Below are 18514 nucleotides of genomic sequence, written 5' to 3'. Positions count from 1 at the left end.
TTTGAGATATAAACCACTTCCATCCTATATATTGTAGCTCATATTTCGTTCAGATTGAAGGAAGGTACTTTATCCCAGATATTGATATCTTGCTTTTTAAGTTGAAACTTCGTCAATCCCTTGGAATCAGGGGTATAATTAGAGATGAGGTGATCACCATGGAAAGTCCAGATCAAGATCGCATACTGCCCGAATCTATAGATGAAAAATACTGGCATGCCATCATCAACAACGATAATTCTTATGATGGAACGTTCTTTTACGGTGTGCAAACAACGGGCATTTTCTGCCGACCTTCCTGTAAGTCCAGAGCACCCAAAGCTGAAAATGTGCTGATATTTCAACATGTTGAAGAAGCATTGGCACGAAAGTTCAGACCCTGCAAACGTTGTAAACCAACAGGCGAGCGTGTACCTGATCAGGAGTGGATATACGGGATCACTAATTACATCGAACATCATTACGCCGAACCTCTAACCTTGGATGTCCTTGCCACAGTAAGTCATGGCAGTCCTTATCACCTGCATCGTGTGTTCAAGCGGATTACAGGCCGCACACCGGTTCAATATATTCAGGATAAACGAATTACCGAAGCCCGGAAGTTGCTTGAACATACCGGACTTACCGTCACCGATATTGGCCGCCATGTCGGTATACCTAACTCAGCTTATTTCATCACTGTATTTCGCAAACACACAGGTCTCACACCTGCACACTACCGCGAAAGGCATGAGAACTTATGAAGACAAATCTTACTTACAAAGTACCCAAAACGTTACTCAATAAGGGGACAGGGTTCCTTAATGGATATACACATACGCTGAATCCTTACACAGGCTGCGCCTTCGGTTGTTCCTATTGTTATGTCAGACAGATGCCTGTCTCCTTATTTCGCAAAGAAGATTGGGGGAGCTGGGTGGATGTGAAACAGGAGGCTTCTCGAGTGTTCGCCAAAGAATTGCAGCGTGCCTTACAGAAAGGGAAGGTCACTCTGTTCATGTCCTCCAGTACCGACCCGTATCAACCCGCCGAATACAAGGAGTGTATCACGCGTTCATTGCTTGAAACGATGGTAAAGCATCCGCCCGATTTTGTATTGGTCCAAACCCGCAGTCCACTCGTTACCCGGGATATAGATCTGCTACAGCAGTTAGGTGACCGGGTCCGGGTCAGCATGACGGTGGAGACGGATCTGGACGATATGCGCAAGCATTTCAGTCCTTCCGCTCCCCCAATTGCAGGCCGAATACGTGCACTGGAACAGTTGCGGGATGCCGGAATACCGACACAGGTTGCGATTGCTCCCGTATTACCCAGCAGTGAACAGTTTGCAGCAATCTTGAGACCTCTGGTTCAGCGTGTATGCATTGACGATTATTTCATGGGCGATGGCAGTGAGGGCAAGCGCACCCGTCGCCTCGGTATGGAGTCGCTCTATCAAGAAGTGGGGATGGAGCACTGGTATCATCCAGATGCGTATCAGACTGTTGTTCAGCGGATGAAAAACGTTTTTGCCGAGGATGAGATTTGGATTAGTCAGGCGGGATTTGAGCCCTAAATGGCTATATAAGTTGAATTAAAGAATATTTACACTGGACACTCCAATGACCGAACAACCTTCCGATCGCTGTTATCTCCAGTTTTTTTGATTTAATTAAAAATAGCCCCTTTCCTTGTTTGAAGGAAAAGGGGCTAATCATTATGACATAAGCCTTAATGGCTATCTTATTTATCCAATGTATACAATGGCAGATCCACCGGCAATGCAGCCGGGCGCTGACACGAGCTTTTCATCTGGTAAAACGTCTGCTCATCTGATGAATCATGGAATGCCCACATGGCCTCAAGTACGTGGTATGCCAGTTCCCCGCTCGCACGGTGTGCACGTCCACTTTGGGCTGCATAGGCCATATCTGCCACACCGATGCCGCGTGTATTTTCCTGATATCCTGGGAGAAGCGGAACTTCCGTCCATTCATGTTCACCTAGCAAGCGGTAACGAACGGGACCGCCGAAGGTGTTGGGGTCAGGTACCTGCAATGTACCGTGTGTGCCATATATCTCAATCGGTGGCAATGCACTTCCGCCAAATACGTCAAAACTTGTAATCAGTGTGCCAATGGCTCCCTGTTCAAACTGTAACAGACCGGTAACGTGTGTTGGAATTTCAACGGGAACCGTTTGGCCTCTCTTTTTCTCACTCGTAATCGTGCGTTCTTCCATGGCTTTACCTGTCATGCCCGCAATGGACTTGATCGGCCCCATCAGTTGAACCAATGCCGTGAGGTAGTACGGACCCATGTCGAACATTGGCCCACCGCCTGACGCGTAATAAAACTCCGGATCTGGGTGCCAATGCTCATGACCACGGCTCATCATAAATGCGGTCGCCGCCACTGGCTTGCCGATCACTCCTTCCTCCACCAATTGAAGTGAAGTCTGGATGCCTGATCCAAAGAACGTCTCTGGTGCGCAGCCTACGAGCAGTCCTTTACGCTTCGCTGTTTCGAGTACAGCCTGACCTTCCTCACGGGTAACTGCGAGCGGTTTCTCCACATAGACATGCTTGCCTGATTCGAGTGCCCGCAAGCATACATCCGCATGAACGGAAGGAATCGTCAGGTTGATGATCAGCTCAATCTCGGGATCAGCCAAAATTTCGTCGACGCTGTATACGTTAGGCACGTTATAGGCTGCTGCCTGCTCCTCGGCACGTTTCCGGTCGAGATCCGCAACAGCAACAAGTTCCAGCACCTCGAATCGGTGACAGTTTTCCATATAAATACCGCTGATTTTACCGCAGCCAATAATGCCTACTTTCATTGTTTTCATACCTGGGGCTCCCTTCGCCGTGGATCAGAAATGGTTTATCCATTGAGGATGAATGGTTAACACTGAAGTTACGTTTGCAATCAAACTACAATCTCATTAGTTCTGGTTGTCCGCCATACCTGTGTACACTTCGGTTGATGCACTTACTCGACTCTTGGCAAGCTCTTTGCCTGCTGCTGTCCATTTGAATCCGCTGCGCATCATTTCAGTCACGGGTTTCATGTCAACAATGTCTGCATGGTGTCCCAGTGAGTTGTAGAATACCCGTCCTGCGCCCCAGCGTTTCGTCCAGACAACAGGCATATCCACCGGTCCATTCGCCGCATGCGGACCAGTCACCACTGGGAAACGAGTTGTTGCCAGCACTTCCACTGCCGGGTCTACGTGCAGGTAGTACTGTTCACTTTTCACCTGAAAATCTTCAATATGATCCAATAACGGGCTAGAGCCACGCTTCATGTTAACCATATACTCCACACCATCGTTACCTGGATGAGCAACCCATTGTCCACCCGTCATAAACTGCCAGTCTACGTTATTTCGGAAGGCATCACACATCCCGCCATGAAGACCAGCCAAGCCCACACCGCTCTGAACAGCCGCTGATACGTTATTGACCAATTCCTGCTCAATCTGTCCCATCGTCCACAATGGCACGATCAGATCCAGACCCATCAGCTTCTCTGCATCCGCATAAGACTCCAACGTATTCGAGACTTCAACCTCAAACTGCTCTTCCTTCAAAATACGTTCAAAAATCGCTGCTACCTGCTCCGGTTCATGTCCATCCCAGCCGCCCCATACAATCAGTGCTTTACTCATCGTTTATTCACTCGCTTTCGCCTAGTTTTGTGTGTTCTATCCTATTTCTGACGTCACTGTCTTACTTGCTCACATCTCTTCAAGCGTCACCCAGCGCCGTTCTGTTACCGAACGTTCTACCGCTTCCAGTACAGCCTGACAAGCGACCCCATCGTGGAAACTCGGTGATGGTTGGCGTCCTTCAGAGATTGCTGTTACTAGCTCCAGCATTTCATGGGTGAACGTGTGCTCGAATCCAATCGTATGTCCGGCAGGCCACCAGGCTTCAGCATATTTATGTGCCGGATCGGTTGCCAGTACACGGCGGAATCCCTGTACGTCCTCTTCATCCTTTGTAAAATACACTTCCAGTTCATTCATCCGTTCAAAATCAAATCGTACACTGCCGAGACTGCCGTTAATCTCAAACGAGTTTGTACTCCGATGCCCCGCTGCAAAACGTGTAGCCTCGAAGCTGCCCAGCGCCCCTCCTGCGAATCGTGCCAGGAACAACGTAGCGTCGTCGACGGTCACTTCTCCTTTCGGTGCATCCGCATTCGAACTGCCCTTTGCACTCAGCCCGGTCATCTCTGCTGCAAGTGGTCTTTCTTTGATGAATGTTTCGCTCATGCCGATGACTTCCTGGAATTCACCAACAAGGAAACGAGCCAGATCGATTAAGTGCGCGCCCAGATCCCCATGGGAACCAGAGCCAGCCACTTCTTTTTGCAAACGCCATACCAGCGGGAACGAAGGGTCCATGATCCAGTCCTGCAAGAAAAAAGCACGGAAATGATAGATCTTACCCAGTCGTCCGCTCTCCACCAGATCCTTCGCTAATTGCACCGCTGGTGAGAAACGGTAGTTGAACCCGACCATATGTGCGACTCCAGCATCCTCTGCTGCCTGAAGCATCTCACGCGAATCCGCAAGTGACAGGGCCAATGGTTTTTCACAAAACAGATGTTTGCCCTGACGAGCTGCTTCCAACGCAATTTCCTTATGGGCATCACTTGGCGCGTTAATATCAATCAGATCGATATCATCCCGCTTCACCAGTTCGCGCCAATCCGTTACACTTTCGGACCAGCCGAACTGATTTGCTGCCTCCTGCACTCCCTGCTCGTTACGTCCACAGATCACAGACATCTCAGGCTGCAGCGGAGCAGACGGGAAAAACATCGGCAGACTGCGATAGGCATTACTGTGGGCCTTCCCCATAAACTTGTATCCAACCATTCCGACACGAAGACGATTTGACATGGTCATTTCCTCCTTTGGAATAATAAAAAGTCTTTCAATATGTGTACCAATAAACTATTAACGGATAGACGAAGCACGGATGATCAGTTCGGTAGGCAACAACGCTCTCGCTGATTCGGTTACCGCTACAACAGAGTTATTCGCTTGATGTGTGTCACCCACAGACCCATGCATAAGCTTCGATGCTGCAAGTTCACCCATTTCAAAAAATGGAACCCTTACGCTGCTCAGCGGCGGAACCGCCATCTCGGCGGCATCGGAGTCGTCATAACCCACAAATGCCGGGAAATCCGCAGGCCCTATTCCCCGCTCACGCAAACCATGCATGACCCCAATGGCCATCCGGTCATTGGCCGCAAATACAGCATCAATCTCATGTAGGCGATCTGCTACAATCGCTGCCGCCTCAATGCCACTTCGTCTACTATAATTCCCCTCAAGCAATAGACTCGGGTCCAGCTCCATACCTGCTTCTTGCAGGCCAAGACGGACACCTTTCATTCGCTCCTGGCTGTTGGAGTAGCTGTCCGGACCATTGAGAAAAGCGACTTTGCGATATCCCTGATCCGTAAGATGACGTATGGCAAGCCTGCTTCCTTCCACATGATCCGCATCCACTTCCGTGAATGATTGGCCCTCAAAATGCTGATTCATGACACAGAATGGGTGTCCTTCCTGGTGAAGCTGCTGCATGGCCGCCAGTTCTTCATGATCGTCTCTGGCACCTAGGATAATGCAAGCGTCCACTTTCTGACGCCGGAACAGATCCGTATAATTCATTACTTCACCAGGTGTCCGGAACATAACCAACAGGTCCATGTTATTGTCTCTGGCTTTGCTTCCAATCCCACTCAGCATTTCCGAGAAAAAATACGCCGAGAACAGATGCGCCTTCGGAACATAAGGTAATACCACGCCAAGGTTCCCGCTTTTACTTCTGGCAAAACTGCGAGCAAGAGCGCTGGGCACATAGCCTAACTGTTCGGAAGCTTCAAGAACCTTGCGGCGTGTCTCTTCTTTAATAGGACCTACCCCATTAAGCACCCGGGAGACCGTTGCCTCGGAAACACCCGCAAGATCAGCCACTTCTTTACGAGATGCCATGAATTTCAACCCTTTCTAGCTCATCATTAAATCATATAATGGTTAAAAATAAATATTTATGTACGCGCGTACATTTTCTCATGCCATGTAACCGTTGTCAATGCTTTTAACACAAAAAATAATGAGGGCTGTGGATTAATCCAAGCCCTCATTATTATCTTACCAGAGATGGTACTTTCAATGATTCAAGCACCTGTAATCTTAGGGGTTCAAGTTACTTATCAACCTCAATACAACGATTTCAGTTGATCCTATTTGTTCAATTATGGAGAGTCCAGCTCACAACGTGGTTGTAACGCCATGATCAACGGAGGATTGACTAAACTCAGCCTGCTCCATCGTTTTCACAAGATTCGGAATGCGGTCCGATGGTTCTGGCGTGGATTGGAGCTGTCTTACTTTGTGCAGCACTTCTTTGTTAGGTAAGAAGTGTTGGGAACGAATAAACCGAATTGTTTTGGTTTTGGCACGCATGACAATCGAATCCGTCTCGGCGCGATCATCCGCAAGATACCGTACCCCTCCCAAGATCTCACCTGGCGTCACACCCGTTGCGGCAAAAATGACGTCCTCTGTACCGATCATATCCTGCATCGTTAACACTTTGTATGGATTATCAATCCCCATCTGCAGACAACGCTGGAATTCGTCGGCGTTGGCAGGCATCAAGCGGCCTTGAATCTCGCCCCCAAGGCAAGATAACGCTGCGGCTGCCAACACACCTTCTGGCGCTCCTCCAGATCCGACATACAGATCAATGCCTGCCTCCGGGAAGGCGGGTGCCATTGCACCCGCAACATCACCGTCACTGAGGAACTTAATTCTCACGCCAACCTTGCGTAGCGTCTTGATTGTGCTCTCATGTCGTACGCGATCCAGAATCATCACAGTAAGGTCCGAGATGTTTTTGTTCAATGCGGCAGCGGCTTTCTCCAATGTGACTTCTACCGGGTCTTCAATGCTGACCTTGCCTACAAGCGCAGGCCCTACCGCAAGTTTCTCCATATACATGTCCGGCGCGTGGAGCAGGTTACCTTTTCCCGCCACTGCAATAACCGATAGAGCGTTGTTTAGTCCTTTGGCTACGATTTCTGTACCTTCGAGCGGGTCTACAGCCACGTCAACCTCAGGCCCCTCAGCGTTGCCCACTTCCTCGCCGATGTACAACATGGGGGCTTCATCCATTTCTCCTTCACCGATTACCACCGTGCCGCGAATGGACACGGAATCGAACATGGCGCGCATGGCCAAAGTAGCCGCTTCATCTGCACTGTTCTTGTCGCCTCGTCCCATCCAGGGTGCTGAAGCTAACGCAGCCAATTCTGTTACTCTGACAATTTCCAACGCCAGTTCGCGTTCCATTTTTCCCACTTCCTTTCCAATTTCCAAAAGCATAACGTGAAAGCGGTACTAAATCCATCGCAAATCCATATGAAATTGATCTGTAATCGGCGTAGCAGCGCCTTCTAAACGATTTATCCCTTATTTATCCAATTAATATTTTGATTGATTCTGCTCCTTTTTCGGCTGGTTTTAAGAGTACAATCCACCTGATTCCTCACTTGAATTATTAATTTCATTTTCCATTTAACAAACAAAAAACCAAATGCTTCAATAGAGTGAATTACACGCACGTTTCATCCGCAAAAATTTCTTTTAACATGAGGTATGTACAACTTATATTCTGATTATTAAGACTTAACCTTATCTAACAGACTACAAACGAAAACGATTTTCGGCTGACTGTCCAAACGTCGAAATAAACTAATAAACTGTAATGATTGTCCTTGAGGTCAATCGGCTCCCTTAACGATTTTTGAGCTAAATTCTACTGCCATTATGTATTAATCAGGACTTGAACTTTTGCTAAAGCCATAGATGCAGCTTATGAAGGTCATTGAAAATAATAAGTTTACATAATATTAGTTATGTAATTTCTCTCGTCAATTTCTTCATTTTTATGATTCAACGGTTCTGGCAAAACATAAAAAGCCCGAAAGAATTCTGCTCAATAGCATTTTTCTCCCAAGCTTTTCCCTCGATGATCCAGTTACAGTAGCGTTTTGGTCATTATCAAATCAATTTGTTCCTCATCACCCATGTAAAAAGCATGAGCTCCTGTCTGTACAAACCCCATCTTTTCATAAAAGGCGATAGCATTTTCATTTTTCTCCCACACACCCAACCAAATATTCGTTTTGTGATGTTCTTTTGCCATCTCTATGGCTTTATGGAGCAGCACTTTACCAAGACCATGTTTTTGGAACTCTTTTTTGATGTACACCCGCTCGATCTCGAGGGATTCCAAGCCCATCTTCTCAGACTGCGCATCATTGATATTCACCTTCATGTACCCAGCAACTTGATTGTTGACATAAATAAAAAGAAATTGCGAATCCGCCATGGACAGTTCCGTTTCCAATTGCTCCCGATTAAACGCCTTTTCCAGATAAGCTTTCATATTTTCGGGTGAATTTTGCGCTTTAAACGTTTCATTAAACGTCTCATAACTAATCTCCTGCAGTTCACATACATGTTCAATGGTACATCTCTCTATACGAATCGTCATCTATATTCTCATTCCTTTAACAAGTTAATCGTTTGTTGCAAATGCACTAAAAAAGGGTTACATTGAATTTAGCTCAATTTTGTTGTATTTGCAACATAATATCAAAAAAGAGGTTGAATGAATTTGAAATATGTACTTTTTGTCGCAGGTATTCTCATCTTAACACTTGGCATTTCCCTTACCATCCAATCTGAATTGGGTACCTCACCGTTTGATGCACTTCTGGTAGGGCTGTCACATCATTTAGGGTTAAGCGTAGGAAGCTGGGAGGTCATCATTGCTTTCCTATTAATTGGATGTAATTCGCTTTTGAAGCAGCAAAAACCCGAGTTTTTGGGTCTCGTCACCGCATTCATTACTGGTGTCGGGATTGATATCTGGCTTTATGTATCTGATTCCTTGATCACACCCGGAGTTTGGTACAGCAAATTAATGACTTTTGTCATTGGTTTAGTGATCATAAGTATCGGCACGGCAATTTATTTACAGACCAATTTTGCACCCATTCCGATTGACCGCTTAACATTAATCTTGCATGAAATCACTCGAACTCCCTTATTTGTATCGAGAACATTCATTTACCTTGTATTTTTAATTCTGGCGTTTCTGCTCAGTGGACCGATCGGGCTTGGAACGTTGATAACCGTATGTTGTGCAGGTGTACTTCTTCAGTTCATTATGGGCCATACGAAAAAGATAATAGATCGCATATTAACAGACATGGATACATCGTCACATACTAGAAGTGATAAAGAACATTCCGTCTAATCGGTGTACACCTTCTACACCATAAAAAGGCTGAATCAGAGGTTAAACCCCTGATCCAGCCCATTAAACTTGCTACCTACCTTTACGGCTCAATTCCCCATACCAACTGACCGTTCACATACCCGGTGACCTTATCATGGTTTGCGAACTGACTATCGGTTGCCTTGAACGAGTAATCATTAGTCTGTGTGTAATTCGTCCAATTGTTTTTGGAAAAGCGTGCTTGAACCTCTGCGCTCTGGCCCGCATTCAGTGATCCCGCTGCACTTGTAAAGCCCACTTCAAGATAATGATCCGCTCCGGCAACTGGAGTCGCCAGTTTAACGAATTGGCTCGTTACATTTGCACTGCCCATACTGGCCCAGTCGGACCAGAAACTCTGAGCTTCCTCCCCGTCAATTGTATAGTAATACCTGAGTTTTACATCACTTAACGGAATAGCCGAATTGCCTGAGTTGACCAATTTGAATTTGGGTGAAATTCCGTTGGTGGATGCACTTGTATTGCCGTTAAAAGCTTGAATCGTCAAATCCCCTGCTGGCACAGTAACGGTGCTATCTACGACGTTCACCGTTAGCACAGCGTCATTTCCTCCATTGAAGTGAAAGCTCAATATGTTCTGGCCCAGCGGAAGCGTGGCAAGATAGGATTTGTTCAGAACAACAGCAGAGCTGGATGCTGTATAATTCTGACCCGCTACAAGCGTAGCATTCCCCTTCATGATGCTTGTGAGCTGACGGCCGTTTAAGGTGAGAGATACGGAAATATCCTGTGCGGGATTTGTCGCTTTATCAAATGTTGCATTCACAGGAGAAATCACAGCATTTGTACCCGGTGTTGAATCCACAATTTTGACTTTTAACACAGGGTCCTGGCCTTGATTAAAATCCAGAACAATCGAATGCTCACCAACTGGCAGGGTTGCCAGATAAGCTTTTTTCAGCAGCAATGTGCTTCCGTTCAAGGTATAGTCTGTCGTTGCGGTCAACGCATTGTTGCCTGCCCGGAGAGCAGTTAGCGTATTGCCGTTTGCATTCACGGTTACGGTTTTATCGCTTTGATTGGGTGTGTATTTGTCAAATTCAACGTTTCCAGGTGTGATGGATGCACTGGGGTTGGGATTGTTAACCTTTAGATTTGGCAGCTCATCCAACGTAATCACATAATCACTTTGATAAAGCGTTTTCAATGTTGCCGGGTAATTAAAAGCAGAACTCATCAGATGCTCGCCATACCAAGGACAGAAGTACAGCCATCCTGATTTCTCCTCGGTCAGATTTTTCACGCTTGGAATCGTGTCGTTCTCCGTCATGGCTACCATTTTCGTACCGTTTGTCAACTCAACAAGCTTATAGAAAATCGAGGTAATTGCATCCTCATTCGGTACGCCGGACAAACCGTCATAACGGTTGTAGATCGTATTGTATTTATCATATCCGACAAGATCTACCTGATCATCGCCCGGATACCAGGCAGGAGAAGTGCTGTATACGTAGCTGTTGTAGGTCCAGATCAGATTGTGCAAGCCATAGGTCTCGGTCAATTCGGTATAAAGCAGATCCCATAGCTCTTTGTACACTTCTGCGCCTGCCGAAGCCCACCAGAACCATGCACCTTCCCCGTTCAGCCCGCCGTTGCCTTCTGCTTCATGATACGGACGGAAAAGCACTGGCACATCGTTATCTTGCAAAATCAGCAATTGTTCGGCCAGATCCTCGATGGTCATCATCACGTATTGATACTCTTTCGTACCGGGAATTACCGCATTTGCTGTATTAAAATTCGTTTCGGTTGGCTTGTACGTAGCTTCTTTCCAATCCACAAAGTCCCCAAGCTCATACGTATTGAAATTACGAGGCACATTGATATGCCAGGAAACTGTTGCAATACCTTCACGGTTATTCACCCAATCAATCATGCGATCGGTTGTGCCGTCCTCCCAACCATACAACGGATTATAGTTCATCAAATCAAAGCCACGGATAGCCGGATACTTTCCGGTCAAATCATGAATCCACTCGAATTCAAGCTCTGTATCTCCGTCATTCCCTCCTCCGTAGATCTCTTGCTGACCAGAAATAATGTTATTTCCGTATACCTCCGTTAAATAATTCATCAAAATTTGAGTTTCCGGGGTAGCTTCAGGATCAGTGAGAACTGGCTGCACATTCAGGGGATCCAGATCAGCATGATCCACTGTAAAAGTATCAAAATACGCGAAGCCCCAGCCAGCCTTCAGCTCAATCGTGTTGGCACCCTGATTCAGCTTGTGAAAGCCAAAATCGAAGTCTGACCATGTTGTCGTGTAAGGCAGCATGTACGCACCTTTCGTAACACCATTCACGATTAAATTTTGTGACCTGCCATCTGCACTGAGCTCCTGCATATATCGTGTGGAGATTGCGTACATGCCGGTTTCCGGGACAGTAACTGTGAAGGTTAATGTGCCAGAGTTCTGCATCCAGACAAATCCGGCCCCTGAGAATCCGGGCTTGGGTTGTCCATAGATTGAAGTAACCACTTGAAGATCCGGGGTGAGCTGCGCATTTTCGCTTTCGATGGTGAACAATGGTGTGTCTGCATGAACGGGCGCTGTCATTAATCCAAGCAGCAGGACCAATGCCAGCATCATTGCGGTTGCCTTTTTGAGCAAATTTTTCATCAATTCCATCTTCCTTCCCAAGTGAAATATGATAATGAAATGTCAATGAACCCATTCATGATGGCGCTTTCATTTTAACCATAGCACGCACACCAATATTTGTAAATATATGGTGAATCAGAATGTTTAAAATTCTTTTGTACCAGTACTTTGAACAACATTACTCCATCGTCTCACCAATACTGATGACAATTCGAAAACGATTCATTATCTAACCAGCTTCGGGCCTAAACTTCATCTTCCGTTAGATGAATGTACTTGGCAGAAAACCTATAAAAACAAAAAAAAGCATTCCTGGATCAGATGCTTTTTCAAAGAACGTTTCTTCAATTGCCCTTGCTTATATCTACGTCCTGCGTCCCGGCTCAACTAACGGTTTCCTCGGCAGACGTTTCCTTTACCACACAGCGTTCCCCTGCCTTGCGTACCGCCCGAATAATGCCACCGTAGCCGGTACAACGACACAGATTCCCGCACAATCCCTTTTCAATCTGTTCTTGAGAAGGCTCAGGATGTGCATCCAGTAATGCCTTGGTTGAGATCACCATGCCCGGAGTGCAGTAGCCGCACTGGAAGCCACCTTCCTCCACAAAAGCCTGTTGAATCGGATGCAGAGTGCCTTTCTCATCCCCTTGCAGACCTTCAATCGTCATAATGTCACTTCCCTCACATTGATAAGCCATGACAAGACAGGAGTTCACGGGCTCTCCATCCATCAGAACCATACATGCGCCGCATCGACCGACTTCGCAGGATACTTTGGTACCAGTTAGTTGCAAATGAGTCCGTAGCACATCGACAAGTCGGGTCGTTTGCGCGATCTCCAGATGTTTCTGTTCGCCGTTCACAACGGCTGTCCAGTGACTCTCAAGTGGTTTACTCATGACGGGCTCACTCCTTCCTGCAAGGGTACATTTAAAGGTCTGACCAGTTGTTCCCTCGGTACAGGAAGACGGTTAACCCATACGCCTGTTGCCTGATGAATTGCAGCTGTTATGGCTGGCGCAAGCGCAACGGAGCCAATCTCACCGATCCCCCTAGGGCCAAACGCATCACCTTCTGGTAAGTCTTCAATAGCCTCAACCTCCAGGTTGGTATGAATATCCTGAATGGTTGGGATCAGATACGTGTCGAGGTTAGTGGTTACATAACGGCTGTCCTGCATGACCGCATCCTCGGTCAACGTGAATCCAAGCGCCATGACACTCCCGCCTTCAATCTGTCCGATATAGCCCATAGGGTTGATAACTGGACCTGCCGCAACAACATGGCGCGTATCCAGCAGCTTGGTTTCTCCGGTCAATGTATTTACTTCCACCTCTGCCGCAACCGCCGCATACGTATACAAATAATGCCCGCCTACCACGTTGTCTGGCGTAGTTGGGTAATCAAACTTTGTATCGAAAATCCATTCATCGGCTTCGCCCTGCGTTGCGAGTTCAGCATACGAAACCACAAAGCCTGATGAAACACTCTCTTTCACCAGGTGTTGAGATAAACCTAAATAACTTTCAGCAGTTTGATCACTTTCATTCCCTATAGCAGACGTTTGTTTTACGCCTTCCAGGGCCAATGTTACTTCCTTCTCACTCTTTCCTGTCCCTTGCACATCTGTTTCTACTTCTGAAGTTTCGGCAGGAAGCTGGCCTTTGCGCCATATTCCCCCAGGCCCTGTCACCAGTTCATCTGCCGGAACGCCGGACATTTCAGACGCGACATCGAGAACACGGGAACGAAATGGAGTCTGCAAGCGTTGAAGAGCCATCCATGCCATCGTTGTTGAACGTGAAGCTGTGCTTGATCCGCTGTGTGGCACACGATCCGTATCTCCAATGATGATACTGAGATCCGATGTACTGCATTGGAATAGATCACATAACATAATTTCCAGCGTTGCAACGAGCCCCTGACCAAATTCCTCGTAGCTGAACGCCACCTCAATCTTGCCTTCGTTATTCAGGGACAGACGGCCTCCTGCAGGATCTGGAATGCCATAACCCAGCCCTGCACCGTGCATGGCGATGGCCGCTCCGACACCTCGTTTGATCCACGGCGGCAGAGTAGGATCTGCGGGGGGACTCTGATGTTTTTGCCACAGTTCGGAGCGATCCAATGCCTCCCATACTTGGAACAGTCCGTCCGTGACAAGAATGCGTTGATTCAGTGGTCCAGGATCATTTTTTTCCCTCATATTACGCCTGCGGAACTCCCAAGGGTCCATGTTCAAGATTGCTGCAAGCCGATCCATCTGGCCTTCCATGGCAAAAATCGCCTGGTTCCCGCCAAATCCACGAAACTCACCTGACAGCCCGTTATTCGTATACACAGACACACCTTCCACATCCACGTTTGGAATGGCGTATGGTCCAAGGCAATGCTCGGTACAGAAGTTCAGCACCGGTGCGCCAAGTGTGGCGTAGGCTCCCGTATCCGCTGTAATGCGGACACGATGCGCCTGGATGATGCCTTCTCGACTCATGCCAGTTTGCATTTCAATCTTCATTGGGTGGCGTTTCAGCCCTGCACGTACGGATTCTTTACGAGAATTATGCATTTTCACAGGACGTCCGCATTTCAAGGCCATTAGTGCACCATAAGGCTGTACATTTAGTTCATCTTTTCCGCCAAATGAACCACCAATCGGTGAAGACACCACCCGAATGTCTTCTTCAGGACAGCCAATAATGCGCGCAAGCTGCATCCGGTCTTTATAACCATGTTGCGTTGCCGCGTATACATTCAGCCTTCCCTCTTCATCCGGGACAAACAGGCCACCTTCTGTCTCCATGTAAGCATGCATCTGACGAGGCGTATAATACGTCTCTGTTACGATATGATCACAAGTCGCAAAAGCTTGCTCGGCATCTCCACGTTTGATTTCCGTCCGATGCAGCACATTACCTGGTCCATGCTCATGCAGCTCTGGTGCGTCTGGAGCCAAGGCAGCGTCTGTACTATTCAGAGGTGTGAGTTCCTCATACACTACACGGATCGCATCCAGTGCAAGCGACGCACGTTCCGGGGAGTCCGCAGCAACCGCTGCAATGGCGTCACCGACATAACGTACAATATCCTCGCAAAACACAGGCTGATCCGGGGTCGCTATGCCAAAACGATTCAGACCAGGCACATCTTTGGAGGTCAAAACCGCATAGACACCTTCCAACGCCTCAGCTTCCGAAGTATCTACAGACATTATGCGAGCATAAGGATATTCGCTTCGCAATACTCTGCCATGAATCATATCAGGTAGCGTCATATCCGTAAGATATTGAAGCTGGCCTGTTACTTTGGGTGCCCCATCTGGCCTCAGGTGCCAACGTTTCCCGCTCTGTTTCCGATTCAGCAGCATAATCCCTCTCCCCCTTTATTTGCTCCCATTTATCTATTTGTGAAGTACCTGCCATAGCCCGGCGCCCAGCATGTTGCCTGCGGTCTGCTTACGATAATGTTCCGTTGCAAATGCATCGCCATACGTCGTAAATTCATCAGCCACAGCAGTTGCGAGAGTCGCCGCTTGCATGACAGAAGCTTCGCTACCAAGAAGCTGTTGTTCCGACTCTAGAAGTCGCATCGCCATGCCTGAGCCTCCACCAGCCGCAATCGCAATCTTGGTCCAGCGGTTATCCAAATCAATCTCACCGTATAACGCAACAGTCACCAGCGAAGCACTGAACGTCTCCCGTCGACCCAGCTTGCGGTAAAAGGAAACTTCTCGTGCTGCAGGTCTGTGCTCACCGGCCACATCGAACATAGATGACGGTCTCATCGGAATATGAATGGAAATCAACACATCACCTGGATTCCGACTTCCATCCCATCCACCTCGAAGCCAGGATGACACTTTGCGGATCTCAATTCCATTGTCAGTCAACCAATACAGCTCCGCATCATACACAAGCAAAGCAGGCAACGTATCTCCTACTCCGGATACAATATTCCCACCAATGGTTGCCACATTTCGAATGGAAGGAGCCGCAATTGCATTCACCGCTTCTTGCAGGATAGGCAGTTGATGCAATAAGGCATCTGAAGCACATTCCTTTAATCGGGTCATTGCGCCAATGACGATCTCATCTCCACGAGTAGATATACCACTCATTTCAGGAATACGAGCCAGGCTAATCATGTGTTCAGGCGCGGGAACCAAGCCGCCCTCCCACTGGGTTCGCAGCAATGTTCCGCCTGCCGTGAAACAACAAATTCCCTTCAGTCTACTTCTTAACGTTTGCAGTTCTTGCAGATTCTCAGGCTGCCATACCGATGGCAATGCTCCAGAACCGTATGCCGGTGTTACCATCGCCGCATCCCCTTTCTCTCTCTTCCATGGGCAGGACATTCAACCGTCTGATCCAGATAATTCTTCAAATCATATGAGAGTTCAGCAGCAACGTCAATTACCTTCACATCGTTTTGGATAAATGTATAAAACCTGTGTTCCATTTGTGCTTGATGCATTATGATCTATCAAAAGCTAACATGAAGTTTCTTTCACCACACGTGAAAAGAAGACAAACAGGCCAACCAGACTGCCTGGCTGACCTGTTCATGTAATTAAAATATACATAGTCATTAATCTTCTCCTGTTATATAGTCTGTCTGCTGCGATTCATAAACATAACTCAGAATACGTTCCAATTCCGGTTCTGTATCCGCATCCCAGAAACTAGTCTCAGACAGAGGTACATGTACACCTGAATAGTTAGCGCTGCGCATAATCTTGCGTGCCCCCTCATCTCCATGCAAAGACAACAGAGGACCGAACATATGGGAGCGAAAAGCAACGGGCGGTTTGCCACCCTCTCCGTCGGTAGCTGCTACATAGTCACTCAGCTTGTGGGTAGCCAGTGCTGTGGTCACTAGATTGATATCCTGTGCTTGTAATAAAGGCTGATCCCCCAAAAGCATGAGAATGCCCTCCGGTTTGTACTCCATGGCCGACAATACGCCAGAATGAAGAGAGTTGGCCATACCGCAAACATAGTCAGCACAGGCTACAATTCGAAGTCTCGCTGTGGGATGGTAGGCATACGTGGCAGAATCAATCCATTTTACAGGCAGCCATGCCAACGAATCCTCCGGTTTGACCACACAGATCACTTGATCCAGCTCCGAATTCAGCGCAGCTTCCAGTGACCAAGCAGCCAGTGACCTCCCGTCTGGCATGACAACCGAGAGTTTATCCCGACCAAGGCGACAACTCTTACCTGCTGCCAGAACGATGCCCGTCATTCGCATGTGCAACGCTTCCCTTCTGCCCTACCTCGGAACTCAAGTAAGAGACCTTATGTTTACATGCGATCAATTCCGCTGCAATGCTGATGGCAATCTGTTCGGGACCGTCTGCTCCGATGCTCAAACCAACGGGAGAATGCACATTTTTCAACGGTTTTAAACCATCCAGCAGACGGGCTGTTCGTGTTTTGGAACCCATGATCCCAAGATACGCATACTCACAGTCCACTAACATCTCCAACAGTTCACGTTCGCGGGGGAAATTGTGACTCATCAATATCAAATAATCCCCTTTGGTTACCTTTAACAGAGGCATGATCTCACATGGGAAACCCAATACTAGTTCAGCTTCAGGGAACCTTTCCGAGGTGCATAAGGACTCTCGCCAATCGGCTACCACTACACGGAATCCTGCGGACCGGGCGAGTCTGGCAACAGGAATAACATCATTCCCGGCTCCGATGATAATCAGGCGAGGTTTAGGCGTGTACAGCGAAGTGAGTTGTTGCGGAAGGTCCCAGGGATTCGTTGAAACCGTGTTGTTTGTCGCTATTTTAGCATCAACATCAGAGATATGTTGTGAATCACCGGATAGATCGGAAGAGTGAGATCCGTTTGACGTAGCAGGTATCATTTCAGACACAAGCGTAAGGCGAGGTATATCGGGAGAATGTTGTGTTGATGCCGTATGTTCATGCTTGATATTACCACTGCTGTGTTGTACATCAACCTGCAATGAAGCTGGATTATTGTTCGTCAAGCGATCATGAGATGGGACGAGCGAAGGACGCAAGATTGGCTGGCGCCGGGTACCCGTTGGTTCAATCCGTCTCCAGCCATATTGAACCCTTGTGTAATTATCTTGGAACGTACGGGTTAACGCTGTGAAAACACTCTTGCATCTTCTGCAACGTATATCGGAGTTCACCACACACAGGTTCAAGCAACACAACAACGAGTCCGCCGCAGCCAATCGTCTCACCCCAGGACAGATCATCCTCGGGACGCATGTCGTATTCCGCGAATTCCATCTGCTTCGTATCCAGCACATGGCTCACCCGGGCCTGAAGATCACTCTCCAGACATCCCGGACTGATACTGCCATACATTTTGCCATCCTCGGTCAACAGCATAGAGACTCCCTGCTTACGGTAAGCATGACCCTCTACCTTGATCGCTGTTGCGAGCACACAGCGCGTTTCACGGGCTGTAATTGCACACAGATCATGCATTTCCATATCGGTCTCCATCCTTTCTGGAATCGCATAAACTGCCTTCGA

16 protein-coding genes are annotated in these 18514 nt (G+C 47.7%); 3 read left to right on the top strand and 13 right to left on the bottom strand.

Annotated elements, in window-relative coordinates:
• Positions 1-158: 158 nt before the first annotated feature.
• The gene (locus FE296_RS25625) at positions 159-743 is read left to right on the top strand and encodes a bifunctional transcriptional activator/DNA repair enzyme AdaA (protein WP_150366769.1); all 585 of its coding nucleotides are present in this window, start codon (positions 159-161) and stop codon (positions 741-743) included.
• The gene (locus FE296_RS25620) at positions 740-1558 is read left to right on the top strand and encodes an SPL family radical SAM protein (RefSeq protein WP_150366768.1); all 819 of its coding nucleotides are present in this window, start codon (positions 740-742) and stop codon (positions 1556-1558) included. Before FE296_RS25625 ends, FE296_RS25620 begins: the two co-directional genes overlap by 4 nt.
• A 167-nt stretch (positions 1559-1725) precedes the next feature.
• Here FE296_RS25620 and FE296_RS25615 read toward each other — a convergent pair whose 3' ends face one another.
• The 6 genes from FE296_RS25615 to paiA all read right to left on the bottom strand — a co-directional run bounded on the left by FE296_RS25615 (position 1726) and on the right by paiA (position 8569).
• Positions 1726-2832, bottom strand: coding sequence for a Gfo/Idh/MocA family protein (locus FE296_RS25615; RefSeq protein WP_124115171.1), 1107 nt, complete (start codon positions 2830-2832; stop codon positions 1726-1728).
• A 96-nt stretch (positions 2833-2928) separates the two neighbouring features.
• Entirely contained in the window at positions 2929-3654 is a 726-nt protein-coding gene (locus tag FE296_RS25610; RefSeq protein WP_076250357.1) for a ThuA domain-containing protein, read from the bottom strand.
• Between the two features lie 69 nt (positions 3655-3723).
• Positions 3724-4896, bottom strand: coding sequence for a Gfo/Idh/MocA family protein (locus FE296_RS25605; RefSeq protein ID WP_036613779.1), 1173 nt, complete (start codon positions 4894-4896; stop codon positions 3724-3726).
• 57 nt (positions 4897-4953) lie between these two features.
• Positions 4954-6000 carry a LacI family DNA-binding transcriptional regulator gene (locus FE296_RS25600; protein WP_190945543.1) on the bottom strand — a complete coding sequence of 349 codons (1047 nt, stop codon included), beginning with the start codon at positions 5998-6000 and terminating at the stop codon, positions 4954-4956.
• Positions 6001-6279: 279 nt separating this feature from the next.
• Positions 6280-7362 carry a class II fructose-bisphosphatase gene (gene glpX, locus FE296_RS25595; RefSeq protein WP_124115173.1) on the bottom strand — a complete coding sequence of 361 codons (1083 nt, stop codon included), beginning with the start codon at positions 7360-7362 and terminating at the stop codon, positions 6280-6282.
• A gap of 688 nt (positions 7363-8050) precedes the next feature.
• Entirely contained in the window at positions 8051-8569 is a 519-nt protein-coding gene (paiA, locus tag FE296_RS25590; protein ID WP_150366766.1) for a spermidine/spermine N(1)-acetyltransferase, read from the bottom strand.
• A 123-nt stretch (positions 8570-8692) separates the two neighbouring features.
• On the opposite strand from paiA, the gene FE296_RS25585 reads away from it, so the two are divergent.
• Positions 8693-9337, top strand: coding sequence for a YczE/YyaS/YitT family protein (locus FE296_RS25585; RefSeq protein ID WP_124115175.1), 645 nt, complete (start codon positions 8693-8695; stop codon positions 9335-9337).
• Positions 9338-9419: 82 nt separating this feature from the next.
• On the opposite strand, the gene FE296_RS25580 is transcribed toward FE296_RS25585, so the two are convergent.
• The 7 genes from FE296_RS25580 to FE296_RS25550 all read right to left on the bottom strand — a co-directional run bounded on the left by FE296_RS25580 (position 9420) and on the right by FE296_RS25550 (position 18472).
• Entirely contained in the window at positions 9420-11999 is a 2580-nt protein-coding gene (locus FE296_RS25580; RefSeq protein ID WP_150366765.1) for a glycosyl hydrolase, read from the bottom strand.
• Between the two features lie 365 nt (positions 12000-12364).
• Positions 12365-12883: a (2Fe-2S)-binding protein gene (locus tag FE296_RS25575; protein WP_150366764.1), complete on the bottom strand. Its 519-nt coding sequence runs from the start codon at positions 12881-12883 to the stop codon at positions 12365-12367.
• Positions 12880-15351, bottom strand: a complete 2472-nt coding sequence (locus FE296_RS25570; protein ID WP_150366763.1) for a molybdopterin cofactor-binding domain-containing protein — start codon at positions 15349-15351, stop codon at positions 12880-12882. The genes FE296_RS25575 and FE296_RS25570 overlap by 4 nt, the downstream gene beginning before the upstream one ends.
• Positions 15352-15384: 33 nt before the next feature.
• Positions 15385-16299 (bottom strand): FAD binding domain-containing protein, encoded by a 915-nt coding sequence (locus tag FE296_RS25565; protein ID WP_190945541.1) that lies wholly within the window; start codon positions 16297-16299, stop codon positions 15385-15387.
• A gap of 272 nt (positions 16300-16571) precedes the next feature.
• Positions 16572-17237: a nucleotidyltransferase family protein gene (locus FE296_RS25560; RefSeq protein WP_150366761.1), complete on the bottom strand. Its 666-nt coding sequence runs from the start codon at positions 17235-17237 to the stop codon at positions 16572-16574.
• Positions 17203-18162 (bottom strand): XdhC family protein, encoded by a 960-nt coding sequence (locus tag FE296_RS25555; RefSeq protein ID WP_190945539.1) that lies wholly within the window; start codon positions 18160-18162, stop codon positions 17203-17205. The genes FE296_RS25560 and FE296_RS25555 overlap by 35 nt, the downstream gene beginning before the upstream one ends.
• The gene (locus FE296_RS25550) at positions 18092-18472 is read right to left on the bottom strand and encodes an XdhC family protein (protein ID WP_150366759.1); all 381 of its coding nucleotides are present in this window, start codon (positions 18470-18472) and stop codon (positions 18092-18094) included. The genes FE296_RS25555 and FE296_RS25550 overlap by 71 nt, the downstream gene beginning before the upstream one ends.
• Positions 18473-18514: the final 42 nt, after the last annotated feature.

It is taken from the genome of Paenibacillus sp. UASWS1643, assembly GCF_008693195.1.
Lineage (GTDB): Bacteria > Bacillota > Bacilli > Paenibacillales > Paenibacillaceae > Paenibacillus > Paenibacillus amylolyticus_B.
Note: the sequence above shows the minus strand (reverse complement) of the source record. Positions and strands in the feature narration are given on the sequence as shown.